General features: G+C 69.8%; 28 protein-coding genes. 27 read left to right on the top strand and 1 reads right to left on the bottom strand.

The window, feature by feature from the left end; translation table 11 throughout:
• Window positions 1-20 precede the first annotated feature (20 nt).
• Complete coding sequence (locus tag F6B42_RS00385) at window positions 21-605, top strand: hypothetical protein (RefSeq protein ID WP_150417625.1); 585 nt, start codon at window positions 21-23, stop codon at window positions 603-605.
• Between the two features lie 62 nt (window positions 606-667).
• On the opposite strand, the gene F6B42_RS00380 is transcribed toward F6B42_RS00385, so the two are convergent.
• On the bottom strand, window positions 668-1318 hold the full coding sequence (locus F6B42_RS00380) for a hypothetical protein (RefSeq protein ID WP_150417624.1): 651 nt from the start codon (window positions 1316-1318) through the stop codon (window positions 668-670).
• A gap of 131 nt (window positions 1319-1449) precedes the next feature.
• Here F6B42_RS00380 and F6B42_RS14890 point away from each other — a divergent pair, with 131 nt between their 5' ends.
• The 26 genes from F6B42_RS14890 to rplE all read left to right on the top strand — a co-directional run bounded on the left by F6B42_RS14890 (window position 1450) and on the right by rplE (window position 24516).
• The gene (locus tag F6B42_RS14890; protein WP_223878261.1) at window positions 1450-2598 is read left to right on the top strand and encodes an ABC transporter; all 1149 of its coding nucleotides are present in this window, start codon (window positions 1450-1452) and stop codon (window positions 2596-2598) included.
• The gene (locus F6B42_RS00365) at window positions 2598-3071 is read left to right on the top strand and encodes a hypothetical protein (protein ID WP_150417623.1); all 474 of its coding nucleotides are present in this window, start codon (window positions 2598-2600) and stop codon (window positions 3069-3071) included. The genes F6B42_RS14890 and F6B42_RS00365 overlap by 1 nt, the downstream gene beginning before the upstream one ends.
• A gap of 93 nt (window positions 3072-3164) precedes the next feature.
• Window positions 3165-3842 (top strand): spermidine/putrescine ABC transporter substrate-binding protein, encoded by a 678-nt coding sequence (locus F6B42_RS00360; protein WP_150417622.1) that lies wholly within the window; start codon window positions 3165-3167, stop codon window positions 3840-3842.
• Window positions 3843-3894: 52 nt separating this feature from the next.
• Window positions 3895-5481, top strand: coding sequence for an FHA domain-containing protein (locus F6B42_RS00355; protein ID WP_150417621.1), 1587 nt, complete (start codon window positions 3895-3897; stop codon window positions 5479-5481).
• Between the two features lie 259 nt (window positions 5482-5740).
• Window positions 5741-6109 carry a 30S ribosomal protein S12 gene (rpsL, locus tag F6B42_RS00350; RefSeq protein ID WP_018187369.1) on the top strand — a complete coding sequence of 123 codons (369 nt, stop codon included), beginning with the start codon at window positions 5741-5743 and terminating at the stop codon, window positions 6107-6109.
• A gap of 5 nt (window positions 6110-6114) precedes the next feature.
• Window positions 6115-6585 carry a 30S ribosomal protein S7 gene (rpsG, locus tag F6B42_RS00345; RefSeq protein WP_018187368.1) on the top strand — a complete coding sequence of 157 codons (471 nt, stop codon included), beginning with the start codon at window positions 6115-6117 and terminating at the stop codon, window positions 6583-6585.
• Between the two features lie 69 nt (window positions 6586-6654).
• Window positions 6655-8769 carry an elongation factor G gene (gene fusA / locus F6B42_RS00340; protein ID WP_150417620.1) on the top strand — a complete coding sequence of 705 codons (2115 nt, stop codon included), beginning with the start codon at window positions 6655-6657 and terminating at the stop codon, window positions 8767-8769.
• A gap of 146 nt (window positions 8770-8915) precedes the next feature.
• Entirely contained in the window at window positions 8916-10109 is a 1194-nt protein-coding gene (gene tuf, locus F6B42_RS00335) for an elongation factor Tu (protein WP_150417619.1), read from the top strand.
• Window positions 10110-10250: 141 nt separating this feature from the next.
• Complete coding sequence (locus F6B42_RS00330; protein WP_150417618.1) at window positions 10251-10466, top strand: hypothetical protein; 216 nt, start codon at window positions 10251-10253, stop codon at window positions 10464-10466.
• 162 nt (window positions 10467-10628) lie between these two features.
• On the top strand, window positions 10629-14918 hold the full coding sequence (locus tag F6B42_RS00325; RefSeq protein ID WP_150417617.1) for a DUF7933 domain-containing protein: 4290 nt from the start codon (window positions 10629-10631) through the stop codon (window positions 14916-14918).
• 100 nt (window positions 14919-15018) lie between these two features.
• A complete protein-coding gene (locus F6B42_RS00320) occupies window positions 15019-16521 on the top strand; it encodes a SpaH/EbpB family LPXTG-anchored major pilin (RefSeq protein ID WP_150417616.1) in 1503 nt (500 codons plus the stop codon).
• Window positions 16522-16547: 26 nt separating this feature from the next.
• On the top strand, window positions 16548-17528 hold the full coding sequence (locus tag F6B42_RS00315) for a class C sortase (protein ID WP_223878259.1): 981 nt from the start codon (window positions 16548-16550) through the stop codon (window positions 17526-17528).
• 311 nt (window positions 17529-17839) lie between these two features.
• The gene (rpsJ, locus tag F6B42_RS00310; RefSeq protein ID WP_017201594.1) at window positions 17840-18148 is read left to right on the top strand and encodes a 30S ribosomal protein S10; all 309 of its coding nucleotides are present in this window, start codon (window positions 17840-17842) and stop codon (window positions 18146-18148) included.
• A gap of 8 nt (window positions 18149-18156) precedes the next feature.
• A complete protein-coding gene (gene rplC, locus F6B42_RS00305) occupies window positions 18157-18816 on the top strand; it encodes a 50S ribosomal protein L3 (RefSeq protein WP_150417615.1) in 660 nt (219 codons plus the stop codon).
• A 2-nt stretch (window positions 18817-18818) separates the two neighbouring features.
• Complete coding sequence (rplD, locus tag F6B42_RS00300) at window positions 18819-19481, top strand: 50S ribosomal protein L4 (RefSeq protein ID WP_150417614.1); 663 nt, start codon at window positions 18819-18821, stop codon at window positions 19479-19481.
• Complete coding sequence (gene rplW, locus F6B42_RS00295; protein ID WP_150417613.1) at window positions 19478-19777, top strand: 50S ribosomal protein L23; 300 nt, start codon at window positions 19478-19480, stop codon at window positions 19775-19777. The genes rplD and rplW overlap by 4 nt, the downstream gene beginning before the upstream one ends.
• Window positions 19778-19801: 24 nt before the next feature.
• Complete coding sequence (rplB, locus tag F6B42_RS00290) at window positions 19802-20641, top strand: 50S ribosomal protein L2 (protein ID WP_150417612.1); 840 nt, start codon at window positions 19802-19804, stop codon at window positions 20639-20641.
• Window positions 20642-20653: 12 nt separating this feature from the next.
• Entirely contained in the window at window positions 20654-20935 is a 282-nt protein-coding gene (gene rpsS, locus F6B42_RS00285) for a 30S ribosomal protein S19 (RefSeq protein WP_023954043.1), read from the top strand.
• Window positions 20936-20972: 37 nt separating this feature from the next.
• Window positions 20973-21371, top strand: a complete 399-nt coding sequence (gene rplV, locus F6B42_RS00280; protein WP_150417611.1) for a 50S ribosomal protein L22 — start codon at window positions 20973-20975, stop codon at window positions 21369-21371.
• A complete protein-coding gene (gene rpsC, locus F6B42_RS00275) occupies window positions 21371-22132 on the top strand; it encodes a 30S ribosomal protein S3 (protein ID WP_150417610.1) in 762 nt (253 codons plus the stop codon). Before rplV ends, rpsC begins: the two co-directional genes overlap by 1 nt.
• Window positions 22132-22551 (top strand): 50S ribosomal protein L16, encoded by a 420-nt coding sequence (gene rplP, locus F6B42_RS00270; RefSeq protein ID WP_091500777.1) that lies wholly within the window; start codon window positions 22132-22134, stop codon window positions 22549-22551. Before rpsC ends, rplP begins: the two co-directional genes overlap by 1 nt.
• Entirely contained in the window at window positions 22551-22859 is a 309-nt protein-coding gene (rpmC, locus tag F6B42_RS00265) for a 50S ribosomal protein L29 (RefSeq protein WP_150417609.1), read from the top strand. The genes rplP and rpmC overlap by 1 nt, the downstream gene beginning before the upstream one ends.
• Window positions 22859-23188, top strand: coding sequence for a 30S ribosomal protein S17 (gene rpsQ / locus F6B42_RS00260; protein WP_150417608.1), 330 nt, complete (start codon window positions 22859-22861; stop codon window positions 23186-23188). The genes rpmC and rpsQ overlap by 1 nt, the downstream gene beginning before the upstream one ends.
• Before the next feature lie 4 nt (window positions 23189-23192).
• Window positions 23193-23561 (top strand): 50S ribosomal protein L14, encoded by a 369-nt coding sequence (gene rplN / locus F6B42_RS00255; protein WP_150417607.1) that lies wholly within the window; start codon window positions 23193-23195, stop codon window positions 23559-23561.
• Between the two features lie 2 nt (window positions 23562-23563).
• Entirely contained in the window at window positions 23564-23923 is a 360-nt protein-coding gene (gene rplX / locus F6B42_RS00250; RefSeq protein ID WP_150417606.1) for a 50S ribosomal protein L24, read from the top strand.
• Between the two features lie 2 nt (window positions 23924-23925).
• Window positions 23926-24516 carry a 50S ribosomal protein L5 gene (rplE, locus tag F6B42_RS00245; protein WP_150417605.1) on the top strand — a complete coding sequence of 197 codons (591 nt, stop codon included), beginning with the start codon at window positions 23926-23928 and terminating at the stop codon, window positions 24514-24516.
• The last annotated feature ends 124 nt before the right edge of the window (window positions 24517-24640 follow it).

The following is a 24640-nucleotide window of genomic DNA, read 5'->3' as shown; positions in this document are numbered from 1 at the left end:
CGGCGGATTACCGTGGAGGGGTGTCGCGCATCGGTGGGAGGAACGTCGTCTTCGCTTGGGTCGTCGGCGTGCTGTGCACGGCCGTCATCGTGACCCTCGGCATCCTGACCGTCCCGCTCGTGACGTCGGGACTCGGGATGCTGTCGCCGGCCCCGGCCGAATCGGGGTCGACGGATGCCGCGGCCGACGGCCCGGCCCAGTGCCGCGACCTCTACACCGAGCCGATGTGGGCCGCACTGCAGTACACGCCCGGTGCGGAGATCGCCTCGTCGACGGATCAGCCTGTCTCGACGGCGGCCGAGTTCGTGCAGGCGCTGGCGCCGCAGGTCCGCTTCACGTGCACGTGGACCTCCGACAGCGGCACGATCTCCACCACCGTGGCCTCGGTGGGAACGGATGCCGGTTCCATCGCCGCATCCGCTCTGCCGCCGGCCGGATTCAGCTGCACCGACAACGGCGACCGCGTGCGGTGCTCACGCGCCGACGGCGAGCTGATCGAGACGATCGAGGCCGGGGCCGGCATCTGGGTGTCGACCTCGCAGACCGGGTGGCATCCCGAGCGGTACGCGGGTCGCGTCGCCGACGCGGCCTTCGCGGAGCGCTGACGAGCGACGCAGCGCTGACAGGCGACGCGGAGCGCTGACGGGCGACGTCGAGCGCTGACGCCTCAGGGCGCGGGCGCGGCGGGGACGGCCGGCCACAGCGAGGCGACGATCCCCGACGTGTACCCCTCCGGGGCGAGGTGCGAGAACTGCGTATCGACGAGCACGCCGTCGCGGAAGTACAGGGTCCGCCCGTCCGTGACGGGGAACCGATCGTTCTGCCATGTCTTCTCGCATCGCACGCCCGCGTCCGGCTCGTAGCAGGTGAAGCCGATCGAGGTCAGCCCGTTCATGAAGTCGATGACCGGGTTCTCCTCGGCGAACGAGATCGTGGTGATGATCTTCGACGTGTCGGCGGCGGGGTCGCCCCAGACGCAGCGCAGCGAGCCGTCGGGCATCGCGCCGCTCGGGCCGAACGAGGCGTCGTTGAGCGGGACGTTCGCCAGGGCCGTCCGCGCCGCGCTGCCGAGCAGACCGGAGCAGTCGCGCGGGATGACCGTCGTCGACACGACCGATCCGGATGCCGCGGGGGCGGCTCCGCCCGACTCGGCGGACTCGGCGGCCTCCGGTGCGGCGGTGGTCGCCGTCGCGGACGGCGTCGACTCCGGAGCGGCCGACGGGGGAGCGGCATCCGGCTCGGGGGCGCAGCCGGCGAGCATCACGAGCGCGGCGAGCACGGCCGCGGGGGCGAGGCGCGCGAGCGGGCGAGAGGTCATGTCGGCAACCATACGTCCGGCCGACGCGGCCGGTGCGCAGACACGTCGGCACGCCTGACGGGCGTGCGCCGCGCGGCGGGATATCCTCGCCACTGCGGCGGCGTCGGCCTCCGCGTGAGGAGCAGCATCGCATGAGCGACCCCAAGTACGGCGAGCCGGTCGAAGAGCCCACGCCGGTGGACGACGTCGTCGGCAGCGCCCGTGCCGGGCTGGCCGACGCGCAGGCATCGCGCGACGCGGTCAGCGCCGATGACTGGGATGCCGCGTACGCCGGCTCCGGGACGCTGCCCGAGCGCACGAGCACGACGGCGACCCCCGAAGCGCCGGGCGCTGACGCGTTGACGGGCGAGCGCGCCGCGGCATCCGACGGCCGCGCCTCGGACACCGGCGTCGCCGGCGTCACCGGATCGTCGGACCGCGATGCCGACCGCGACGCCGCGGACCGCCCTGCCGACCGCGACGCCGCGGACCGCCCTGCCGACCGCGATTCCGCCGGGGGAGCTGCGGCGACCGCTGCCGCCGCAGCCGACCGTCGCGACCTCGACGACGCCGATCGTCGTGAGGCGGATCGCCGCGACGCCGTGCGCCACGACGCCGAGCGCAGCGACACCGCGACCCGGGCCTACGGCACCGACGACCGGGGGACCTACGGTGGCGTCGTCAGCGCGAGTGAGCCCGTCGCCGGGCCCGACACCACGGCGGCCGCCGCGCCCCAGCCGATCTTCGTCCAGGCGCCCGAAGCCCCGACGCCGCGCGGCAACCGCGGCGCGGCCGGTGCGATCGGCCTGCTCGCCGCGCTCGCATTCGCGCTCATCTACCTCGGCGCCTCCCTCGCGATCGGCTTCGTCGTCGGCGATGCGACCGTCGAGAACGTCGGCACGCAGGCGCTCAGCGCCGTCACCTCGTGGTGGTTCTGGGTGCCGGTCGCCGTCTTCTTCCTCGGCTTCTGGATCCTCGGCGCCATCATCAACCGCGGACGCTGGGGCCTGTGGGTGATCTTCGGCCTCCTCGTCGGTCTCGCCGCGTACGCCGGGCACATCCTCGGACAGCTCTTCCAGGCCCCGTTCTGGTCGATCGCGCCCAGCGAGGCGCTCACGATCGTCGCCGAGCAGGCCTTCGCGCCCCTCGCCCTCGTCGCCCTCGTCGCCGGACGCGAGCTCACGATCTGGTTCGGCGCCTGGGTCGCCGCTCGGGGCCGACGCGTCACCGAGCTGAATGCGGAAGCCCAGCGCGAGTACGAGCGCACGCTCGAGGCCGGTCCGCAGCTGCACCGCTACTGATGGAACCCGCCGCCGGCGGAATGCGCCCCGGGCTGGCAGCCGCTCTCGCGGTCGTCGGCTTCGGGGCGCTCGCCATCTGCGGCCTCGGCGTCCTCAGCCTCGTGAGCGGGAGCGACGTCATCGCGGTGCGCGGGCTGACCCCCATCCCGGGCGCAGCGGCCTTCGCCGCGGCGGTCATCGGGCTTGCGGCGACCCTCGCGGCGACTCTGCGCCGGCCGCATCCTTCCTACGCGATCGCCGCCGTCGCCGCGGTCGTGACCCTGCTCGCCCACCTGTCGACGCTCGGCGTCGCGGCCGTCGTCGTCGGGGTCGACCCGGCCCGGGCGCTCGCGGCCATCGGGGCGTTCGCGGTGTCGTGGTTCGCCGTCGTCCTCGGCGGCAGCGCAGCGGTCGCGGGGTGGACGGCCGTCGCCCTCGTGCGCACGCGCGCGCGACCGCCGCACTGGGGCTGGGAGGACGACGAGGACCACTGACCGGCTCGGACCCGCACGGTCCGTGTCGGCGAATCGGGCGTGGCGGATGCCGGAATCCGCCCCGATCCGGGTCTGATCGGCCACAATGGTGGCGTGGAGCGGTCGCTCGAGACCCAGGTCAGCCAGGCGGTGGATGCCTGGCTGCGCTGGCTGCCGCGCTGGGAGCCGGCCACCCATCGCGGGCGGGTGGCACCGTGTCGCCGGTGCTTCGGCTCGCCGATCCTCTCGTCCGCGGGTGTGGGTGCCGACGTGCCCCACGGCGTCCAGCACGGGTTGTCGATCCGCATGAAGGGGATCGTGGATCAGGCCGTCGCCGAGTACACGGCGAAGAACCTGCCGACGCTCCAGGCCGAGCTCGATCAGCAGGCGGCGCGCAATCGTTCGCGCAGCTATCGCCCGGGGGAGGGCCTCGAGCCGGAGTTCGAGGGGATGCCGATGGACCCCGATCCCGTCCCCGGTGCACCGTTCCTGTTCACCATCGCCGGGCTCGCACAGGAGGCGGACGCCGACGTGCCGGAGCTCCCGCCCCTGAGCGCGGAGGCGAAATCCGCGCTCCGCCAGGAGGTCGGACTGGCGGACGACTACGCGAACATGGTCGGCCGTGAGCTCTGCGCGATCCTCCTGCACCACCGCCTGCGCGTGCAGGCGGCGATCGCTCAGCACGTCGAGCCGCAGATCGAGGCGATGCTCGCCGAGCTGACCCGTTCCCTCGACGCGCCCTTCGACGGCAGCGCCGACCGCGGCGCCGATCCCGGGCCGTCAGCACCGTGATCGCGGGCCACGTCCTGCACCCGTCACCGAGCGGGCCCTATCGTTGAGTCCGATGGCCATGTCCGCGAACGATTCGCTCCTCATCCTGCTCGGCGTCCTGTCATCGGTGCTCGGCGTCGTCCTCTACGTGTGGACCGCACTGGCGCTGTCGGCGCTGTTCCGCAAGACGGGCGAGGACGCGTGGCAGGGCTGGGTGCCGGTGCTCAACATCGCCGTGGTGCTGCGCCTCGGCGGCTTCAGCGCGTGGCTCGTGCTCGTCGGCCTCGTGCCGGTGCTCGGATGGATGCTGCTGTACGCGCTCGTCGTCGTCGCGGCGCATCGGATCGGCCGGGACTTCGCCGTCGGGCCGGGGATGACGGTGCTGGCCGCGCTGCTCTTCGTCGTCTGGGCGAGCATCCTGGGCCTCGGCCCCGCCGTATGGCAGCGGCGCGAACGCGTCGTCGAGCCGCCGCCGTGGTCGTTCTCCCCTCCCATGTCGGAGCCGACGGTGGAACCGCTCGCGCCTCCGACCCGCGAGACGCGGGTCGTCTCGCCGAACCACTTCTCACCGGAGCCGGTCCGCGAATCGCCTTCAGACGCCCTCCGGCCCGAGCCGTGGGCGCCGCCCTCGTCGTTCGCGCCGGTCGACGACGCGCCAGCGGTCGACCGCGCGGCATCCGATGCGCCATCCGACGCGGCGTCCGCACCTGCGGCACCGGCCGCGTCTCCGTTCGCGCCGACGCCCGAGGCGGCGGCGCCGGCCATGATCCCCGCCGCAGCGCCGGCCGGCGATGCGCCGCCCGAGAGCGCGCCCGCCGCGGCGCCCGCGCCGACGGCATCCGTGTCCGGCGGCCTCGATGCGCCGGACGCACCCGCCGACGCGGCCGACGCGGGCCCGGCGGTCCGCGCGGGCGACGAGGCCGAGGCGGAACAGGCGGCGCCGGCCGTCGAGCGGCCGCGGCTGCGGCGCGAGCAGCCGTGGGCGTCGGAGATCGACGACGTCTCGGCCATCTCGCCGTCGCCCTTCCCGTCGCGCGCCGCCTCGCCGCGGCCGGGCGTCGTCCCCTCGCTCGCCGACCCCGAGGAATCCGGCGCTCCCGCTCCAGGCCGCCGGACCTGGGACGCCGTCCCGGCCAGGTCGCGCGCGCGGCGCCATGCGGCCGAGCCCGAGGAGTTCCCGGAACTCTCGGGAGAGGTCTCCGCCGTCATCGGAGCACCCGCAGCGGGGGCCCCGCGGACGGCGCGCGCGGCCGTGCCCGCCCAGCTGCGGCGCGCGGAAGCCTCGGCCGACGACGACCTCGACCACACCGTCGTCGTGTCGCGCCGTCGCGGCTGGCTGCTGCAGCTGCCGGGCGGTTCGGCCGTGCCGCTCACCGGCGACGTCGCGATCCTCGGTCGCCAGCCCCGACGGGATGCCGCGCACCCCCGCGCGCAGCTGGTCGCCGTCGACGACGCCACCCGCACGATGTCCAAGACGCACGCCCGGCTGGAGCTGCGGGGCGAATCCTGGGTGATCGTCGACCTGGACTCCACCAACGGCACGGTGCTGACGGGTGAGCGCGGCGAGGAGACGGAGGTCGCCCCCGGTGATGCGCGCCCGGTGGCGGAACGGTTCCTGCTCGGCGACGCCGAGCTGCGCCTCGCGCGGGCCGCGGGCTGAACGCGATACCACTGCCGAGCGTCGGCGTTTGCCCGCCTCGCCGTGGGGGCGTATCATTGCGAGGGTGTGCGCTCATGCGCGCCCTGCGCTGTGCCTCTGGCCCGGCCTCGGGACGACGGGCGCACGCATCCGGGATCGTCCTGCGAACAGGACGCCCCCACGGCATATCCACCCTCGACAGCCGCAGCACTCGTGATGCGCCGGTGGATCTGTGGTGAAACCACGACGCTGTCACCGTGCAGCACTACAAGGAGAGAACGTGCCAACCATTCAGCAGTTGGTTCGCAAGGGCCGCTCGCCGAAGGTCACCAAGACCAAGGCTCCCGCCCTGAAGGCGAACCCCCAGCAGGCGGGCGTCTGCACCCGCGTGTACACGACCACGCCCAAGAAGCCGAACTCGGCCATGCGCAAGGTCGCCCGTGTCAAGCTCCGCAACGGCACCGAGGTCACCGCGTACATCCCCGGCGAGGGCCACAACCTGCAGGAGCACTCGCTCGTGCTCGTCCGCGGCGGTCGTGTGAAGGACCTGCCCGGTGTCCGCTACAAGATCGTCCGCGGTGCGCTCGACACCCAGGCCGTCAAGAACCGTAAGCAGGCTCGCAGCCGCTACGGCGCGAAGAAGGGTTGAGTTAGATGCCTCGTAAGGGACCCGCACCCCGCCGCGTCGTCGTCAACGACCCGGTCTACGGCGCTCCGATCGTCACCCAGCTCGTCAACAAGATCCTCGTCGACGGCAAGAAGTCCATCGCCGAGGCGATCGTCTACAACGCCCTCAAGGGCGTCGAGGCCAAGAACGGCCAGGACGCCGTGGCGACGCTGAAGAAGGCGCTCGACAACGTCCGCCCCACCCTCGAGGTCAAGAGCCGCCGCGTCGGCGGCTCGACCTACCAGGTGCCGGTCGAGGTCAAGCCGCACCGCGCGAACACCCTCGCGCTGCGCTGGCTCGTCTCCTACGCGAAGGGCCGTCGTGAGAAGACGATGACCGAGCGTCTGCAGAACGAGATCCTCGACGCCTCGAACGGCCTCGGTGCCGCGGTCAAGCGCCGCGAAGACACGCACAAGATGGCCGAGTCGAACCGCGCCTTCGCGCACTACCGCTGGTAAACAGCTTCTCGACGCCGGCCGGGAGAACCCTCCCGGCCGGCGTTCCCCACCGAACGTAAGGAACAGCCCGTGGCACAAGAAGTGCTCACCGACCTCAACAAGGTCCGCAACATCGGCATCATGGCGCACATCGATGCCGGCAAGACGACGACGACCGAGCGCATCCTGTTCTACACGGGCGTCAACCACAAGCTCGGCGAGACGCACGACGGCGCCTCGACCACCGACTGGATGGAGCAGGAGAAGGAGCGCGGCATCACGATCACGTCTGCCGCCGTGACCTGCTTCTGGAACAAGAACCAGATCAACATCATCGACACGCCCGGCCACGTCGACTTCACGGTCGAGGTCGAGCGGTCCCTGCGCGTCCTCGACGGCGCCGTCGCCGTCTTCGACGGCAAGGAGGGCGTCGAGCCCCAGTCCGAGACCGTGTGGCGTCAGGCCGACAAGTACGACGTCCCGCGCATCTGCTTCGTCAACAAGATGGACAAGCTGGGCGCCGACTTCTACTTCACCGTCGACACCATCGTCAGCCGTCTGGGCGCACGTCCGCTCGTGCTGCAGCTCCCCATCGGCGCCGAGAACGACTTCGTGGGCGTCATCGACCTCGTCGAGATGCGCGCGCTGGTCTGGCCCGGCGACGCCAAGGGTGATGTCACCATGGGCGCGAAGTACGAGATCCAGGAGATCCCGGCCGACCTCGCCGACAAGGCGGCCGAGTACCGCCAGAAGCTCCTCGAAGCCGTCGCCGAGTCCGACGACGCGCTGCTCGAGAAGTTCTTCGGCGGCGAGGACCTGACGGTCGCCGAGATCAAGGGCGCCATCCGCAAGCTCACCGTCGCCGGCGAGCTCTACCCGGTGCTCTGCGGCTCGGCCTTCAAGAACCGCGGCGTGCAGCCCATGCTCGACGCGGTCGTCGACTTCCTCCCCTCTCCCCTCGACGTGCCCGCCATCGAGGCGCACGACCCGAAGGACGAGGAGAAGGTCATCGAGCGTCACCCCGACGCGAACGACCCGTTCGCGGCGCTCGCGTTCAAGGTCGCGGTGCACCCGTTCTTCGGTCGCCTGACCTACGTCCGCGTGTACTCCGGTCACCTCGACTCCGGTGCCCAGGTCGTCAACTCGACCAAGGGCAAGAAGGAGCGCATCGGGAAGATCTTCCAGATGCACGCCAACAAGGAGAACCCGGTCGACTCGCTCACCGCGGGCAACATCTACGCCGTCATCGGCCTGAAGGACACCACCACCGGTGACACCCTCGCCGACCCGGCGGAGCCCGTCGTCCTCGAGTCGATGACGTTCCCCGAGCCGGTCATCGAGGTCGCCATCGAGCCGAAGACCAAGGCCGACCAGGAGAAGCTGGGTGTCGCCATCCAGAAGCTCGCCGAAGAGGACCCGACCTTCCGCACCGAGCTCAACCCCGAGACCGGTCAGACGGTCATCAAGGGCATGGGCGAGCTGCACCTCGACATCCTCGTCGACCGCATGAAGCGCGAGTTCCGCGTCGAGGCGAACGTCGGCAAGCCGCAGGTGGCGTACCGCGAGACGATCAAGAAGGTCGTCGAGCGTCACGACTACACCCACAAGAAGCAGACCGGTGGTTCGGGTCAGTTCGCGAAGATCCAGTTCGCGATCGAGCCCCTCGAGGTCACGGCCGACAAGACGTACGAGTTCGAGAACAAGGTCACCGGTGGCCGCATCCCGCGCGAGTACATCGAGCCGACCAACCAGGGCTTCCAGGACGCGATGAACGTCGGCGTGCTCGCCGGCTACCCCATCGTGGGCGTCAAGGCGATCCTCCTCGACGGTGCGTCGCACGACGTCGACTCGTCGGAGATGGCGTTCAAGATCGCCGGCTCGATTGGCTTCAAGGAGGCGCTGCGCAAGGCGAACCCCGTCATCCTCGAGCCGCTCATGGCGGTCGAGGTGCGCACGCCCGAGGAGTACATGGGCGACGTCATCGGCGACCTGAACTCCCGTCGCGGCCAGATCCAGTCGATGGAGGACGGCTCGGGCATCAAGATCGTCCGTGCGCTCGTCCCGCTGTCGGAGATGTTCGGCTACATCGGCGACCTGCGCTCGAAGACGTCGGGTCGCGCGGTGTACTCGATGGAGTTCGACAGCTACTCCGAGGTCCCGCGCGCGGTGGCCGACGAGATCGTCCAGAAGAACAAGGGCGAGTAATCGCTCTCGGATGCCGGGGGCCCGATGCTCCCGGCATCCACTCAAACTGAATATCGCACTCTCTACTAGAGTGAAATCATCCCCGTAGAGAACCGGTCGCAATCCAGCGCCCGGAGATCTACATCGACAGTCCTGAGGAGGACCCCGTGGCTAAGGCCAAGTTCGAGCGGACCAAGCCGCACGTCAACATCGGAACCATCGGTCACGTTGACCACGGCAAGACGACGCTCACCGCAGCGATCTCGAAGGTGCTCGCCGACAAGTACCCGTCGGCCACCAACGTGCAGCGTGACTTCGCGTCCATCGACTCGGCGCCCGAAGAGCGCCAGCGTGGCATCACGATCAACATCTCGCACGTCGAGTACGAGACCCCGAAGCGTCACTACGCTCACGTCGACGCCCCCGGTCACGCCGACTACATCAAGAACATGATCACCGGTGCCGCTCAGATGGACGGCGCGATCCTCGTGGTCGCCGCCACCGACGGCCCGATGGCTCAGACGCGCGAGCACGTGCTGCTCGCCAAGCAGGTCGGCGTCCCCTACCTGCTCGTCGCGCTGAACAAGTCCGACATGGTCGACGACGAGGAGATCCTGGAGCTCGTCGAGCTCGAGGTTCGCGAGCTCCTGTCGTCGCAGGACTTCGACGGCGACAACGCTCCCGTCGTGCAGGTCTCGGGCCTGAAGGCGCTCGAGGGCGACGAGAAGTGGGTCAACAAGATCGTTGAGCTCATGGACGCCGTCGACGAGTCGATCCCCGACCCGGTGCGTGACAAGGACAAGCCGTTCCTCATGCCCGTCGAGGACGTCTTCACGATCACCGGTCGTGGCACGGTCGTCACCGGCCGCGCCGAGCGTGGCACCCTCGCCATCAACTCCGAGGTCGAGATCGTCGGCATCCGCCCGACGCAGAAGACCACGGTCACGGGTATCGAGATGTTCCACAAGCAGCTCGACGAGGCCTGGGCCGGCGAGAACTGCGGTCTGCTCCTGCGCGGCACCAAGCGTGACGACGTCGAGCGCGGCCAGGTCGTCGTGAAGCCGGGTTCGGTCACGCCGCACACCAACTTCGAGGGCACCGCCTACATCCTCTCGAAGGAGGAGGGTGGCCGTCACAACCCCTTCTACACGAACTACCGCCCGCAGTTCTACTTCCGCACCACGGACGTCACCGGCGTCATCTCGCTGCCCGAGGGCACCGAGATGGTCATGCCCGGCGACACCACCGACATGTCGGTCGAGCTCATCCAGCCGATCGCCATGGAAGAGGGCCTCGGCTTCGCGATCCGTGAGGGTGGCCGCACCGTCGGCGCCGGCACGGTGACCAAGATCGTCAAGTAAGTCTCAGACTTCCTTCGCGGCGCCCCTCGGATCCTCGGATCCGGGGGGCGCCGTCGTTTGCGCAAGCTGTTGACGGCGATGACGATCACGCGCTGACATAGGCGGAGAACGGACACACCGTCCCCAGCGAAAGGACCTGCCATGGGCGTGGACGACATCATCAACAAGGGCAAGCAGATGTTCGAGCAGAATCGGGACAAGATCGAGGAGGCGCTCAAGAGCGAGAAGGCCGAGGAGGTCAGCGACAAGATCCTGCGGGGCGCGGCCGATGCGGTGAAGAAGGTCGTTCCGGCTGAGCAGCACGCGAAGATCGACGAGGTGCGCGACAACGTCGACAAGAACATCGGCAACCAGTGAGGTCGGTGCGCGGGCGCGCATCCGAAACTCAGTGAAAGATCTACTTAATATCAGGTCTCAGTATTGACTGAGGGAAAACTGAGCACATAGTCTCGGACCGTCACAGCAGGTCCGGAGCGCATCCGTACGTGCCTGGGGCATTCGTCGATCCCCAGGACGGTCATGGTCTCCGCTCGTCGCGCCCGCGCCCCTCAGTGCTCCTCCCGCACCGCAGCGCGCGCATCCGTGCGCGCTGCGGTGCGCGGCACGAGCGCGGCAGCCGCGGCCGTCGCACTCGCGCTCGGACTCCTCGCAACCCCCACCGGCGCTGTCGCCGCCATCGCGGCCCCGAGCGGCACGCCGGCTCCCGAGGTGACCGAGACCGTCGAGCCGGACGCGCGGCAGGAGAGCCCGGGTGCCTCCGACGAGAGCCCGGCCGCACCCGATGACGGCGAGACGGATGCCGTGACCACGCCCCCGGGAACGGATGCGGACGCCGCGGACGCGCCGGAGGCGGCGACGGAGCCCGAGCCGCCACTCCCGGCATCGCCGGATGGCGTCGATGCGCCGGCGATCGAGGTCCCGGCTGACGAGGCCGATGCGCGCGCGCCGCCGCTCGCGCGTCAGCTCAGCATCGGCATCCTGGCGGCGGGCATTCCGGAGGCTCCCCGCGACGCCTGGGTCGAGACCTTCGAGCAGGGGGTGAGCACGACAGCCCCGAGCGCACTCGGCGCCTACGCGGGCGGACGTTACACAGCGTCGACCGGCTGGGTGAACGGCGCGAGCTGCACGGGCGTGCTCGTGAACTTCTCGGCCGCGGCGAGCACGACGCTCTGCCCGCCGCAGACCCTCAACTCGTCGACGCTCGGAGCGCGCGAGGTGCGCCGCCTCGCCGATGTCCTGGGCCAGCTCGCGGCCGGTGCGACGGGCTCGACCTCGGCCACGGCGCCGGCGAACAGCTCGACGGCCACCACCCGGACCAATCACGCCCTGACCAACTTCCCCTACGCGGCGGTCGCCGGGGGCACGACGGTCGCGCAGTCCGCCGCCGGCATCGGTGTGACGGCTCCCGGTTCGCGCTACTACGCCCTTCGTTTCGATGCGGCGGGTGCGCAGTGCGGAACCAACAACGCATCGCTGTCGCTGTCGCTGTTCACCGGTTCGACGACGCTGCTGAGCGGCTTCCCGACCCCGGTCGTCCCCTGCGCGGCGACCGGCTCGGTGTTCTACACCTCGCCCGCGCAGGCGACCTCCGGCATCCTCGACCCGGCGCTGTCGACGTCGGCCCGCGCGGCGACGTACACGGGCACTGGGGTGGCACTCCTTACGCCCGCGCAGATCGCCGCGGCGCAGGTGCGGCTGACCAACACCGTCACCGGAGCCGGCAGCGCGTTCGGCGTCGACAACATCCGCGTCCTGGAGGTCTCGCCTGCGCTCGACGCCGCGTTCTCCGGCACCGCGACCGCGACGGTCCCGACGACCCTGACGTACACGGTGACGAACACCTCGGATCTCCTCGCGAAGACGGACTGGGGCTTCGCGGCGACCCTCCCGGCCGAGCTGCGCGTCGCCGCCACGCCCGCGATCGGCGGGACGTGCGTGAACGCGACCGGGGCGGCCTACGCCGTGACCGCGGCCCCGGGCTCGGGCGCCATCTCCGTCGTCGGCGGCGACCTCGTCGCGGGTGCCTCGTCGTGCACCATCACGGTCGACGTCGTCGCGGCGGCCGCGGGCACCGTCACGAGCGGCGCCGTCGCGACGACCGGGCTCATCGCATCCGCCCCGGCGACGCTGACGGTGCAGCCGGCGACGACCCTCACGGTGCGGAAGAACCTGCCGGCCCGTGCCGCTGCCGGCGACCAGTTCACGCTGTCGGTCCGCAGTGGTCAGACGGTGCTGGGCTCCGCGACCACGTCGGGCAGCGCCACCGGCCTGCAGGCGCAGCAGGTCGCGGCGCTCGTGGTGCAGCCCGGCGCGACGTACACGATCCACGAGACCATCACCGCGGGCGCCGGGCTGACGTACACGAGCTCGTACGAGTGCACCCGCGACGGCACGGTCATCGCCATCGGCTCCTCGCCGTCGGGCACGCTCACGATGCCGGCCGAGGCGGGGTCCTCGGTCGTCTGCACCTTCACCAACACCGTCCAGTCCGCGCGTCTGTCGTGCTCGACCAACCAGTTCTACGCGCTGGGCCCCGCGGGCGAGCTGCTCCAAGCCGATACGGTCACGGGCGCCACGGCGACGGTCGGCAGCTGGAACGTCGGCGCGAACGCGAACTCCCTCGGCATCGGTCCGGGCGGCGGCGTCGCCTACGCGCTGCAGCGGTCGACGGACGCGGCGAACGTCGTGTCCATCCTCAAATGGACCCCCGCGGGCGGATTCCAGACCCTCGCGAACACGGGCTACACGACGGCGACGACGGCCGGGGCAGCGGTGACCGGCTCGCTCGTCGCCGGCGCGGTCGACCCGTCGGGTCGGTTCATCTTCGGGAAGTTCTCGGGAACGTCCTTCCACCTCTGGAGCTTCACCGAGTCGAACCCCGCCGCGACCCGCTACGCCTACCTCGGGTCGTTCCCGACGACCGGCTCGCCGAACGGGAACGGCGACCTCGCCTTCGACGCATCCGGCAACCTCTATGTCCTCGGCGCGGCGACCGTGAACAACGCGCCGAGCGCTGTCATCTTCACCGTCACCGCAGCGGCCATCTCGGCCGCGAACGGCGGAGTGATCCCCGTCGGTGCAACGACCGCCCGCTCGCTCGCGGGCACCGAGGCGACGCCCGCGTTCGGCAACGCCAACGGCCTGGCGTTCTCGCCGCGCGGCACGGCATACGTCTCGGACTCCGGAACCGCGTACGAGTTCGACCCGACGACCTGGACGCGCATCCCGGGCTCGGGGCGTTCCCTCGCCGAGCACACCGACCTCGCCTCCTGCGCGAGCCCGTCGACGGTGACCGTGCTGAAGAACGCGATCGGGCGCGCGGCCGCGAGCGACCAGTTCACCCTGACCCTCTCGGGCTCCGCGGGCACGATCGCCACGGCCACCACGGCCGGTTCCGCGACGGGACGTCAGAGCCAGCAGGTCGGCCCGGTCCCGATCCCCACCGGCAGCACGGTCTCGATCTCGGAGGCGATGGCGGCCGGATCGGCATCCGCGCTCGCGGTGTACACGATCTTCTCGGAGTGCTGGGCGGACGGCGTGCGGCTGAGCAACAGCACCGCCGCCACGGGCTCGGTGACCGTTCCCGAGCGGCCCGGGGTGAACGTCGTCTGCACCTTCTTCAACTCACCGCGCCCGGCGACGACGGTGACGATCACCAAGCTCGTCCTCGACCCGGCGACGGGGGCGACGAGTCCCGCCGCAGGATGGTCCGTCGGCACCGCCGCCACGGCCACGACGGGCACGGCGACGGCGCTTCCGAGCGAGGCGCCGCGGCAGCTCACGAACGCGCAGGGAACCGCGTCGTGGACCGTGCTGTACGGATCGCTCGCCTCCCGAGCGACGCTCACGGTGTCCGAGGAGATGCGCGCAGGATTCGTCTTCGCGAGCGCGTCGTGCACGATCGGCGGAACCGCGACACCCGTCACCTTCGGCCAGACCGGCAACATCGTCAGCGGATCGATCGCGAACACGCAGTCGGCGCAGGCGATCGCCTGCACGATCGTCAACCGTCCGGTGGCCGTCCTCACCCTCGTCAAAGAGGTGTCGTTCGGCTCCGCGCTCCCGAGCGACTGGGTGCTCTCGGCCACGGCGCCGACGGGCGCTCTGCCCGGGCCGAGCGGGCGCAGCGGCACGCCCCAGGCCTCGGCGATAAACGTCACCCCGGGAGTGCCCTACCGCCTGTCCGAGGCGGGCGGATCGCTGACGTACGTCCAGACCGGCGCGTGGCAGTGCCGGACGGATGCCGGGACCGCCGTCGCGGTCACGGCCGCCGGAGACGTGACGCTGCCGCAGGGCGCCACCGTCACCTGCGCGGTGACGAACGCCACGGCATCCGTCACGCTCCTGAAACAGGTCACGCAGCCGGGTCCCGGCTTCCAGCCGGCGAACTGGACGGTCACGGCCACGCCGGCTGCCTTCGCCGGTGGGCCGCTGCCGACGCAGAGCAGGCCCGGCGCCGCCTACGTCGCGAGCGGCAACCCGGCGAGCACGTTCGAGGTGCGGCCCGGACACACCTACACCCTGTCGGAGGCGCCGACCACGCCGGGGAGCCGACTCGCCTATCAGACCCTCCGCCTGGAACGGCTCCAGGGCACGACCTGGGTGAGCGTCCCCTCGGCCACGATCAGCGCCCCCGCCGCCGGTCAGAACGCCGTCTACCGATTCGTCAACGCGCCCGTGCAGCCGACGACCCTTCCGCTCACCGGCGGTATGAGCAGCGATGCCTTCCTGATCTCGGGAGGTGCGATCCTCGCGATCGTGCTCGCCGGCGCCGTGCTCCACGACCGGCGGAGGAGGCGGCCGATGTGAGCCTCGGACCTCCGCTCCGCGCCGGGCCCCGCGCCCCGATCCACCCCTTCTCAACACCATCTCGAACACCATCTCGAACACCGAAATCAGGAGAATGACCATGACCAGAACCTTCGCCAAGCGGGCGGGTGCCGTGATCGGCGCGCTCGCCCTCGGCGCGGTCGCCGTGTTCGGCAGCGCCGTTCCGGCCAGTGCCGTGCCCGGCAACATCGACGAGTCGATCCCCCGCACCCTGACGATCCACAAGTACCAGCTCGCGCCGAACAGCCCGCAGGCGCCCGGCACGGGCCAGCTCATCCCGGGCGGCGTGCCCGGCGGCATCCCGCTCGAGGGGGCGGAGTTCACCGTGCGCGAGATCACGAGCGTCGACATCACGACGCCCGCCGGCTGGACCCAGGCGGGCCAGCTCAACGCGAACATCCCCGCCGCCGCCGCCCTGGCCGACGGGGCGCCGACCGTGGTGACGACGAACGCCGCGGGCATCGCGACGTTCTCCTCGCTCGACGTCGGTCTGTACTACGTGGCCGAGACGGCGACGCCCGGAGACGTGACCGACCCGGTCGCGCCGTTCCTGGTCAGCCTGCCGTTCCCCACCGGCCAGTTCGGCACCCCGGCGAACGACTGGATCTACGACGTCCACGTGTACCCGAAGAACTCGGTCAGCGACCTCACCAAGAACCGGGTGGCGCCCGCGCCGGGCTCGGTGGAGGCCCGCAACCCCGACCTCGTCCGCTGGGCGATCTCCTCGACGATCCCGACCCTGCCGGCCGGGACGCCGCTCAGCCAGTTCAGCCTGACGGACGAGCTCGCCCCCGAGCTGACCTTCGTCGCCACGCCGCCCGCCGGTGTCGCGCCGACGAGTGTCACGGCGACGACCGCCGCCGGCGGGAACCTCGCGCTCGTGGCCTCGGACTACACGATCACGACGGCCGGCACGACGCAGACCGTCGCCTTCACCCCGGCGGGCCGCACCAAGCTTCAGGCCAACGGCGGCGGCTCGGTCACCTTCACGGTGCTCACCCGCGCCGTCGACGTCCCCGCGAACGGTCTGATCGTCAACACCGCGAGCTCGATCGTCAACGGCGCCACCGAGACCGTGACGGGCACCACCCCGATCGGTGAGCTGACGGTCTTCGCGTACGCCGCCCCGCCGGTCGCCGGCGGCTCGCAGCAGACGCCGCTCGCCGGAGCCGTGTTCCAGCTGTTCCTCACCGAGGCCGATGCGAACGCGGGCACCAACCCCGTGTCGATCGGCGGCGTCTCGCAGTGGACCTCGGGCCCGGACGGCCAGATCAACATCCCGGCGCTCGTCCCGGGGACGTACTTCGTCCGCGAGATCACCCCGCCCGCCGGTTTCCAGATCCCCACCCCGGCGATCCAGTCCGTGGGCGTCGTGGCGGGCCCCACCTCGGTGTCGGCGCCGGTGCAGAACTACCTCACCGTCCCGCACGTACAGGTCCCCGCGTGGCAGCTGCCGCTGACCGGTGGCGACGGCGCGCTCTGGTTCGGTGTCGGCGGCGGCGCGCTTCTGCTCATCGTCGTCGGCGCCGCGATCGTCGTGGCACGCCGTCGCGCGACCGAGGCCGCGGCGCCGGTCGCCTGAGCGCCCTGTCGTAACCTCGGATCACTGTGACGACGACGGCGGAGCTCCCCACCCGGGGGGAGCTCCGTCGTCGTTCACGATGGCGACTGTCGGTCGCCTCGCTCCTCATCGCCTTCGGGGCCGTCGCGGCTGCCGGCCTCCTCCTCTACCCCTCCATCGCGGCTTGGTTCAGCCAGTACGAGCAGTCCCAGCGCATCGACGGCTACTCCTCGCAGATCCGGGATCTCGGAGCCGACACCCTCCGCGACCAGCTCACGGCCGCACGCGCCTACAACGCGGCGATGACCGCCGGCGGCGCGCAGATCGCCGCCAACGAGCGGCTTCCGCTCGCCGATGCGCCCGACCAGGGCGACGCGTACGCCACGCAGCTTCGCGGCGACGCCGAGGGCCTCATGGCGCGGCTGCGCATCCCGGCGATCGACGTCGACCTGCCGATCTACCACGGGACGAGCGACCCCGTCCTCGCCCACGGCGTCGGCCACCTCGAGGGCACCGCCCTGCCGGTCGGCGGCGCGTCGACGCACTCCGTGCTCACCGCCCACCGCGGCCTCGCCACAGCGGAGCTGTTCACGCACCTCGACCGCGTCGAGGAGGGAGACACCTTCACCGTCGAGGTCTTCGGCGAGGTGGTGTCGTACCGCGTCATCGAGACGCAGGTCGTCGAACCCGAGCAGACCGAGTCCCTCGTGCCGCGGCTGGGAGAAGACCTCATGACGCTCGTGACGTGCACGCCGCTGGGCGTCAACACCCACCGCATCCTCGTCACGGGGGAGCGCATCATCCCGACCCCCATCGACGATCTCGCCGACGCCGGCAAGCGCCCGGAGATTCCGACTTTCCCCTGGTGGGCGGTCATCTCCGGCGGTGTCCTCGTCGTCACCGCGGGGTACGTCTGGCTGTCGGGTCGACCCGTCGCGCCGCGGTCCCCGCGCACGCCGTCGACACGACACGCCGATAGCGCACCTTCCGACACGCCCGGGTTTGCGACACGCCCGGGCGACACGTAGACTAGTCAGGTTCCACACTCCGACGGGTGCCCGGCATCCCGGATCACTGCCACGACAGTGCATAGGCGGCGCGCGAGCGCAGAGTCCTAGGCCACGGGCAGACGAACATCCAACCCCACACCACCTGGAGACAGGATGCGCGCGTGCGCGCGGTGCGGAACCGCGGGGAGACCCGCGGGTTTGACATCAGAACAGTGGTGCGCATCATCGTCTCGGCGATGAGAAGTGCCCGGCGCGATCAGCGCCACCGGGCGTCCAATGCGCTCGCGACCAGCGAGACGTAAGACGCGATACAGAGAGTGAGCAGACAAATGGCGGGACAGAAGATCCGCATTCGCCTGAAGTCGTACGACCACGAGGTCATCGACACCTCGGCCCGCAAGATCGTCGACACCGTGACCCGTGCGGGCGCGACCGTCGTCGGCCCCGTGCCGCTTCCGACCGAGAAGAACGTCGTGTGCGTCATCCGGTCGCCCCACAAGTACAAGGACAGCCGCGAGCACTTCGAGATGCGCACTCACAAGCGTCTGATCGACATCGTCGACCCGACGCCGAAGGCCGTCGACTCGCTCATGCGCCTCGACCTCCCGGCCGACGTCAACATCGAGATCAAGCTCTGAGGTTCGACATGGCTGACATCAACTCCAAGGTTTCCAAGGGCCTCCTCGGCACCAAGCTCGGCATGACGCAGGTCTGGAACGAGCAGGGAAAGCTCGTTCCCGTCACGGTCATCGAGATCGCGCCGAACGTGGTCACCCAGCTGCGCACGCTCGAGAAGGACGGCTACTCGGCCGTCCAGATCGCTGCCGGCCAGATCGACCCCCGCAAGGTCAACAAGCCCCTCACGGCCCACTTCGAGGCCGCCGGCGTCACCCCGCGTCGCCACCTCACCGAGGTGCGCACGGCCGATGCTGCTGACTACTCACTCGGTCAGGAGCTCACCGCCGGTGGCACCTTCGAGGCCGGCCAGCTGGTCGACGTCGTCGGCACCAGCAAGGGCAAGGGCACCGCGGGTGTCATGAAGCGCCACAACTTCAAGGGCGTCTCGGCCTCGCACGGTGCTCACCGCAACCACCGCAAGCCCGGTTCCATCGGTGCCTCGTCGACGCCCAGCCGCGTCTTCAAGGGCATGCGCATGGCCGGCCGCATGGGTGGCGAGCGTGTGACCGTCCTCAACCTCACGGTGCACGCCGTCGACGCCGAGAAGGGTCTGCTGCTCGTCAAGGGCGCCGTCCCCGGTGCCCGCGGCCGCATCGTCTACGTCCGCAACGCTGTGAAGGGTGCCTGATCATGGCTGACTCGACTCTCGCGCTCGACGTCCGGAGCGCCTCCGGCAATAAGGCCGGCTCCGTGGAGCTGCCCGCCGCGCTCTTCGACGTCAAGACCAACGTCCCCCTCATCCACCAGGTCGTCGTCGCGCAGCTCGCGGCGGCTCGCCAGGGCACCCACTCGACCAAGCGTCGCGGTGAGGTCTCGGGCGCCGGCCGCAAGCCCTTCAAGCAGAAGGGCACGGGTAACGCCCGTCAGGGCTCGATCCGCGCGCCGCACATGACCGGTGGTGGCATCGTGCACGGCCCCAAGCCGCGCAACTACTCGCAGCGCACCCCCAAGAAGATGGTCGCCGCGGCTCTCCTCGGAGCGCTCAGCGACCGTGCTCGCGGCCAGCGTCTGCACATCATCGACTCGTTCGGTGTCGAGGGAGCTCCCTCGACCAAGGCCGCGGCATCCGTGCTGGCCGGTCTGAGCGCGACGAAGAACGTCCTCGTCGTGATCGAGCGCGGTGACGAGATCACCGTCAAGAGCGTGCGCAACCTCGCCTACGTCCACGTGCTGACCTTCGACCAGCTCAACGCCTACGACGTGCTCGTCTCGGACGACCTCGTCTTCACCAAGGCCGCCTACGACGCGTTCGTCGCGTCCAAGGCCGGCGCCACCGAGGAGGTCTCGGCATGACCGACGTCAACAAGGACCCGCGCGACATCATCCTGAAGCCGGTCGTCTCCGAGAAGAGCTACGGGCTCATCGACGAGGGCAAGTACACGTTCCTCGTGGACCCCCGTGCGTCGAAGACCGAGATCAAGCTCGCGATCGAGAAGATCTTCGGTGTCAAGGTCGCCGCGGTCAACACGCTCAACCGCGCGGGCAAGACCCGTCGCACCCGCTTCGGCACCGGCAAGCGCAAGGACACCAAGCGCGCCATCGTCACCCTGAAGTCGGGCACCATCGACATCTTCACGGCAGTCGGCTGACGGTCGGGATAGAGGACAACGAACATGGCTATTCGCAAGTACAAGCCCACGACCCCGGGTCGCCGCGGTTCGTCGGTGGCCGACTTCGCCGAGATCACCCGATCGACGCCCGAGAAGTCGCTCCTCCGCCCGCTCGCCAAGACCGGTGGCCGCAACAACCAGGGCCGCATCACCACCCGCCACATCGGCGGTGGCCACAAGCGTCAGTACCGCGTCATCGACTTCCGTCGCAATGACAAGGACGGCGTCAACGCCAAGGTCGCGCACATCGAGTACGACCCCAACCGCACCGCGCGCATCGCGCTCCTGCACTACTTCGACGGCGAGAAGCGCTACATCCTCGCGCCGAACAAGCTGTCGCAGGGCGATGTCGTCGAGTCGGGTGCCGGCGCCGACATCAAGCCCGGCAACAACCTGCCGCTGCGCAACATCCCCACCGGTACGGTCATCCACGCCATCGAGCTCCGTCCCGGCGGCGGCGCGAAGATGGCACGCTCGGCCGGCACCAGCGTGCGCCTGGTCGCGAAGGACGGCCCCTACGCCCAGCTGCGTCTGCCCTCGGGCGAGATCCGCAACGTCGATGCGCGCTGCCGCGCGACCATCGGCGAGGTCGGCAACGCCGAGCAGTCGAACATCAACTGGGGCAAGGCCGGCCGCAAGCGCTGGAAGGGCGTGCGCCCGACGGTCCGCGGTGTCGCGATGAACCCGGTCGACCACCCGCACGGTGGTGGTGAGGGCAAGACCTCCGGTGGCCGTCACCCCGTCACTCCCTGGGGCCAGGCTGAGGGTCGCACCCGCCACCCCAACAAGGAGAGCGACAAGTACATCGTCCGCCGCCGTAACGCCGGCAAGAAGCGCAAGTAGGAGTAGAGGAAGATGCCTCGCAGCCTGAAGAAGGGCCCCTTCGTCGACGAGCACCTGCTTCGCAAGGTGGTCGCGCAGAACGAAGCCGGCTCCAAGAACGTCATCAAGACCTGGTCGCGCCGTTCGATGATCATCCCGGCCATGCTCGGCCACACGATCGCCGTGCACGACGGACGCAAGCACATCCCCGTGTTCGTGTCCGAGACCATGGTCGGCCACAAGCTGGGCGAATTCGCGCCCACCCGCACCTTCCGCGGCCACGTGAAGGACGACAAGAAGGGCCGCCGCCGCTGACGCGGTGGCTGTCTAGAGAGGACAGAGGAGGAGAGACATGGTGGAATCCACCGCACGCGTGAAGCACATCCGCGTGACCCCTCAGAAGGCTCGTCGTGTCGTCGCGCTCATCAAGGGCAAGCAGGCTCAGGAGGCTCTCGCCATCCTGAAGTTCGCCCCCCAGAGCGCCAGCGAGCCGATCTACAAGCTCGTCGCCTCGGCGGTCGCGAACGCTCGCGTGAAGGCCGACAAGGACAACGAGTTCCTGGACGATGCCGACCTGTACGTGAAGAACGCGTACGTCGACGAGGGCACGACGCTCAAGCGTTTCCAGCCCCGCGCCCAGGGTCGTGCCTTCCAGATCAAGAAGCGCACGAGCCACATCACGGTCGTGCTGTCGACGCCGGAGGGCGCGGATGCCGCGGCCGCCGGTACGAGCAAGAAGGCGAGCAAGTAATGGGACAGAAAGTCAACCCGTACGGCTTCCGCCTCGGCATCACGACTGACCACGTGTCGCGTTGGTTCTCCGACTCGACCAAGCCGGGCCAGCGTTACGCCGACTACGTCGCCGAGGACATCAAGATCCGTCGTCTGCTGACCACGTCGCTCGACCGCGCCGGTGTCAGCAACATCGAGATCGAGCGCACCCGTGACCGCGTGCGCGTCGACATCCACACCGCCCGCCCGGGCATCGTGATCGGCCGCCGCGGCGCCGAGGCCGAGCGCATCCGCGCCGACCTCGAGAAGCTGACCGGCAAGCAGATCCAGCTGAACATCCTCGAGGTCAAGAACCCCGAGGCCGACGCTCAGCTCGTCGCTCAGGGCATCGCCGAGCAGCTCTCCGCACGTGTGGCCTTCCGCCGCGCGATGCGCAAGGGCCTGCAGGGCGCTCAGCGCGCCGGCGCCAAGGGCATCCGCATCCAGGTCTCGGGCCGTCTCGGCGGCGCGGAGATGAGCCGGTCGGAGTTCTACCGCGAAGGCCGTGTGCCCCTGCACACCCTCCGCGCGAACATCGACTACGGCTTCTACGAGGCCAAGACCACCTTCGGCCGCATCGGCGTGAAGGTCTGGATCTACAAGGGCGACCTGACGGCCAAGGAGCTCGCTCGCGAGCAGGCCAACGCGCCGAAGTCCTCGCGCGGTCGCGATGACCGTGGCGGCGACCGTCGTCGCGGTCCCCGCAACGAGGCCCCCGTGGCAGAAGGAGCGTCGGCCTGATGCTTATCCCCCGCAAGGTCAAGTACCGCAAGCAGCACCACCCCAAGCGTGACGGCCAGGCCACCGGCGGCACGAAGGTCTCCTTCGGCGAGTACGGCATCCAGGCCCTCACCCCCGCCTATGTGACGAACCGTCAGATCGAGTCCGCTCGTATCGCGATGACCCGTCACATCAAGCGCGGTGGAAAGGTGTGGATCAACGTCTACCCCGACCGCCCGCTCACGAAGAAGCCGGCCGAAACCCGCATGGGTTCCGGTAAGGGTTCGCCGGAGTGGTGGGTCGCCAACGTCAAGCCGGGTCGCGTCCTCTTCGAGGTCGCCGGTGTCAACGAGGAGCTCGCTCGCGAGGCCCTGACCCGAGCCATTCACAAGCTGCCGCTCAAGGCACGCATCATCAAGCGCGAGGAGGGCGACGCGTAATGGCTGTCGGCACCAAGACGCTCGCTCCGAGCGAGCTCGATACGTTCGAAGACCAGCGCCTCGTCGAGGAGCTGCGCAAGGCCAAGGAAGAGCTGTTCAACCTGCGCTTCCAGTCGGCGACCGGCCAGCTGGAGAGCCACGGCCGCATCCGTGCGGTCAAGCGCGACATCGCGCGGCTCTACACGGTGATCCGCGAGCGCGAGCTGGGCATCCGTGCCACGCCCGTCGCCGAGGCGCCGAAGGCGAAGAAGACCAAGGCCAAGAAGGCGGATGACGCCCCCGCGGCCGCGAAGGAAGAGACCGAGTAATGGCTACCGACAAGAACGCCGCTGAGGCTGTCGCCGAGGGCCACGAGCACGGCGAGCACGACGTCCGCGACCCCCAGGCCCGCGGTTACCGCAAGGCGCGCCGCGGCTACGTCGTGAGCGACAAGATGGACAAGACGATCGTCGTCGAGGTCGAGGACCGCGTGAAGCACCCGCTCTACGGCAAGGTCATCCGCCGCACGTCGAAGGTCAAGGCCCACGACGAGGGCAACACGGCCGGCATCGGCGACCTCGTCCTCATCAACGAGACTCGCCCGCTGAGCGCCACCAAGCGCTGGCGTCTGGTCGAGATCCTCGAGAAGGCGAAGTGATCTCATGATCCAGACCGAATCCCGACTCAAGGTCGCCGACAACACCGGCGCCAAGGAGCTGCTCACCATCCGCGTGCTCGGCGGCTCCGCCCGCCGGTACGCCGGAGTCGGCGACATCATCGTGGCGACCGTCAAGGACGCGATCCCGGGCGGCAACGTCAAGAAGGGCGATGTCGTCAAGGCCGTCATCGTCCGCACCGTCAAGCAGACCCGTCGTCCCGACGGCTCGTACATCAAGTTCGACGAGAACGCCGCCGTCATCCTGAAGAACGACGGGGAGCCCCGCGGCACCCGCATCTTCGGGCCGGTCGGTCGTGAGCTTCGCGACAAGAAGTTCATGAAGATCGTCTCGCTCGCACCGGAGGTCATCTGATCATGGCGAAGATCAAGAAGGGCGACCTGGTTCAGGTCATCACGGGCGCCAAGCCCGAGCGCGGCGGAGACCGCGGCAAGCAGGGCAAGGTCCTCGAGGTCCTCGTCGAGCGGAACCGCGTCATCGTCGAGGGCGTGAACTACGTCACCAAGCACAACCGCGTGGGCCAGACCCAGCGCGGCACCAAGACGGGCGGCATCGAGACCTTCGAAGCCCCCATCCACATCTCGAACGTCCAGCTGGTCGACCCCGAGACGAAGAAGCCGACCCGCGTCGGTCACCGCGTCGAGGAGAAGACGAAGGACGGCGTGAAGCGCACGGTCCGCGTGCGCTACGCGAAGAAGAGCGGCAAGGACCTCTGAATATGAGCAGCACCACTGCCGCGGCGGCTGGCAAGATCCAGCCCCGCCTGAAGCAGAAGTACCAGGCCGAGATCAAGAAGGCTCTGCAGGACGAGTTCGGTTACGCCAACGTCATGCAGATCCCCGGTCTCGTGAAGGTGGTCGTGAACACCGGTGTCGGCGAGGCAGCTCGCGACAGCAAGGTGATCGATGGCGCCGTCGACGACCTGGTCAAGATCACCGGTCAGAAGCCCGTCGTCACCAAGGCCCGCAAGTCCATCGCGCAGTTCAAGCTGCGCGAGGGTCAGGCCATCGGTGCGCACGTCACGCTCCGTGGCGACCGCGCGTGGGAGTTCATCGACCGCCTGGTCAACCTGGCTCTGCCCCGCATCCGCGACTTCCGCGGTCTGTCGCCCAAGCAGTTCGACGGCCACGGGAACTACACGTTCGGTCTGCAGGAGCAGGCGGTCTTCCACGAGATCAACCAGGACCGCATCGACCGCGTGCGCGGCTTCGACATCACGATCGTCACCACGGCGAAGTCGGATGACGAGGGTCGCTCGCTGCTGCGCCAGCTCGGCTTCCCCTTCAAGTCGGACGACGCCCAGGCGTAATCCGGTACAATCGATCGTTCGGCCTCGGGGCATGCTCCGGGGCCGAACGACTGCACAAGTGAATATGGACATTCATCGAAGGTCGCCTGTCGTGTAACGGCAGTCGAAACCTCATGATCGAAGG

This window comes from Microbacterium radiodurans (assembly GCF_008710705.1).
Lineage (GTDB): Bacteria > Actinomycetota > Actinomycetes > Actinomycetales > Microbacteriaceae > Microbacterium > Microbacterium radiodurans.
Note: the sequence above shows the minus strand (reverse complement) of the source record. Positions and strands in the feature narration are given on the sequence as shown.

What these genes read in the sequence shown, in the direction of transcription:
- F6B42_RS00380 (WP_150417624.1), bottom strand. Translation starts at nt 1,318, where the DNA reads ATGACCTCTCGCCCGCTCGCGCGCCTCGCCCCCGCGGCCGTGCTCGCC.
- F6B42_RS14890 (WP_223878261.1), top strand. Translation starts at nt 1,450, where the DNA reads ATGAGCGACCCCAAGTACGGCGAGCCGGTCGAAGAGCCCACGCCGGTG.
- F6B42_RS00365 (WP_150417623.1), top strand. Translation starts at nt 2,598, where the DNA reads ATGGAACCCGCCGCCGGCGGAATGCGCCCCGGGCTGGCAGCCGCTCTC.
- F6B42_RS00355 (WP_150417621.1), top strand. Translation starts at nt 3,895, where the DNA reads ATGGCCATGTCCGCGAACGATTCGCTCCTCATCCTGCTCGGCGTCCTG.
- rpsG (WP_018187368.1), top strand. Translation starts at nt 6,115, where the DNA reads ATGCCTCGTAAGGGACCCGCACCCCGCCGCGTCGTCGTCAACGACCCG.
- F6B42_RS00330 (WP_150417618.1), top strand. Translation starts at nt 10,251, where the DNA reads ATGGGCGTGGACGACATCATCAACAAGGGCAAGCAGATGTTCGAGCAG.
- F6B42_RS00325 (WP_150417617.1), top strand. Translation starts at nt 10,629, where the DNA reads ATGGTCTCCGCTCGTCGCGCCCGCGCCCCTCAGTGCTCCTCCCGCACC.
- F6B42_RS00320 (WP_150417616.1), top strand. Translation starts at nt 15,019, where the DNA reads ATGACCAGAACCTTCGCCAAGCGGGCGGGTGCCGTGATCGGCGCGCTC.
- rpsJ (WP_017201594.1), top strand. Translation starts at nt 17,840, where the DNA reads ATGGCGGGACAGAAGATCCGCATTCGCCTGAAGTCGTACGACCACGAG.
- rplC (WP_150417615.1), top strand. Translation starts at nt 18,157, where the DNA reads ATGGCTGACATCAACTCCAAGGTTTCCAAGGGCCTCCTCGGCACCAAG.
- rplD (WP_150417614.1), top strand. Translation starts at nt 18,819, where the DNA reads ATGGCTGACTCGACTCTCGCGCTCGACGTCCGGAGCGCCTCCGGCAAT.
- rplW (WP_150417613.1), top strand. Translation starts at nt 19,478, where the DNA reads ATGACCGACGTCAACAAGGACCCGCGCGACATCATCCTGAAGCCGGTC.
- rplB (WP_150417612.1), top strand. Translation starts at nt 19,802, where the DNA reads ATGGCTATTCGCAAGTACAAGCCCACGACCCCGGGTCGCCGCGGTTCG.
- rpsS (WP_023954043.1), top strand. Translation starts at nt 20,654, where the DNA reads ATGCCTCGCAGCCTGAAGAAGGGCCCCTTCGTCGACGAGCACCTGCTT.
- rplV (WP_150417611.1), top strand. Translation starts at nt 20,973, where the DNA reads ATGGTGGAATCCACCGCACGCGTGAAGCACATCCGCGTGACCCCTCAG.
- rpsC (WP_150417610.1), top strand. Translation starts at nt 21,371, where the DNA reads ATGGGACAGAAAGTCAACCCGTACGGCTTCCGCCTCGGCATCACGACT.
- rplP (WP_091500777.1), top strand. Translation starts at nt 22,132, where the DNA reads ATGCTTATCCCCCGCAAGGTCAAGTACCGCAAGCAGCACCACCCCAAG.
- rpmC (WP_150417609.1), top strand. Translation starts at nt 22,551, where the DNA reads ATGGCTGTCGGCACCAAGACGCTCGCTCCGAGCGAGCTCGATACGTTC.
- rpsQ (WP_150417608.1), top strand. Translation starts at nt 22,859, where the DNA reads ATGGCTACCGACAAGAACGCCGCTGAGGCTGTCGCCGAGGGCCACGAG.
- rplN (WP_150417607.1), top strand. Translation starts at nt 23,193, where the DNA reads ATGATCCAGACCGAATCCCGACTCAAGGTCGCCGACAACACCGGCGCC.
- rplX (WP_150417606.1), top strand. Translation starts at nt 23,564, where the DNA reads ATGGCGAAGATCAAGAAGGGCGACCTGGTTCAGGTCATCACGGGCGCC.
- rplE (WP_150417605.1), top strand. Translation starts at nt 23,926, where the DNA reads ATGAGCAGCACCACTGCCGCGGCGGCTGGCAAGATCCAGCCCCGCCTG.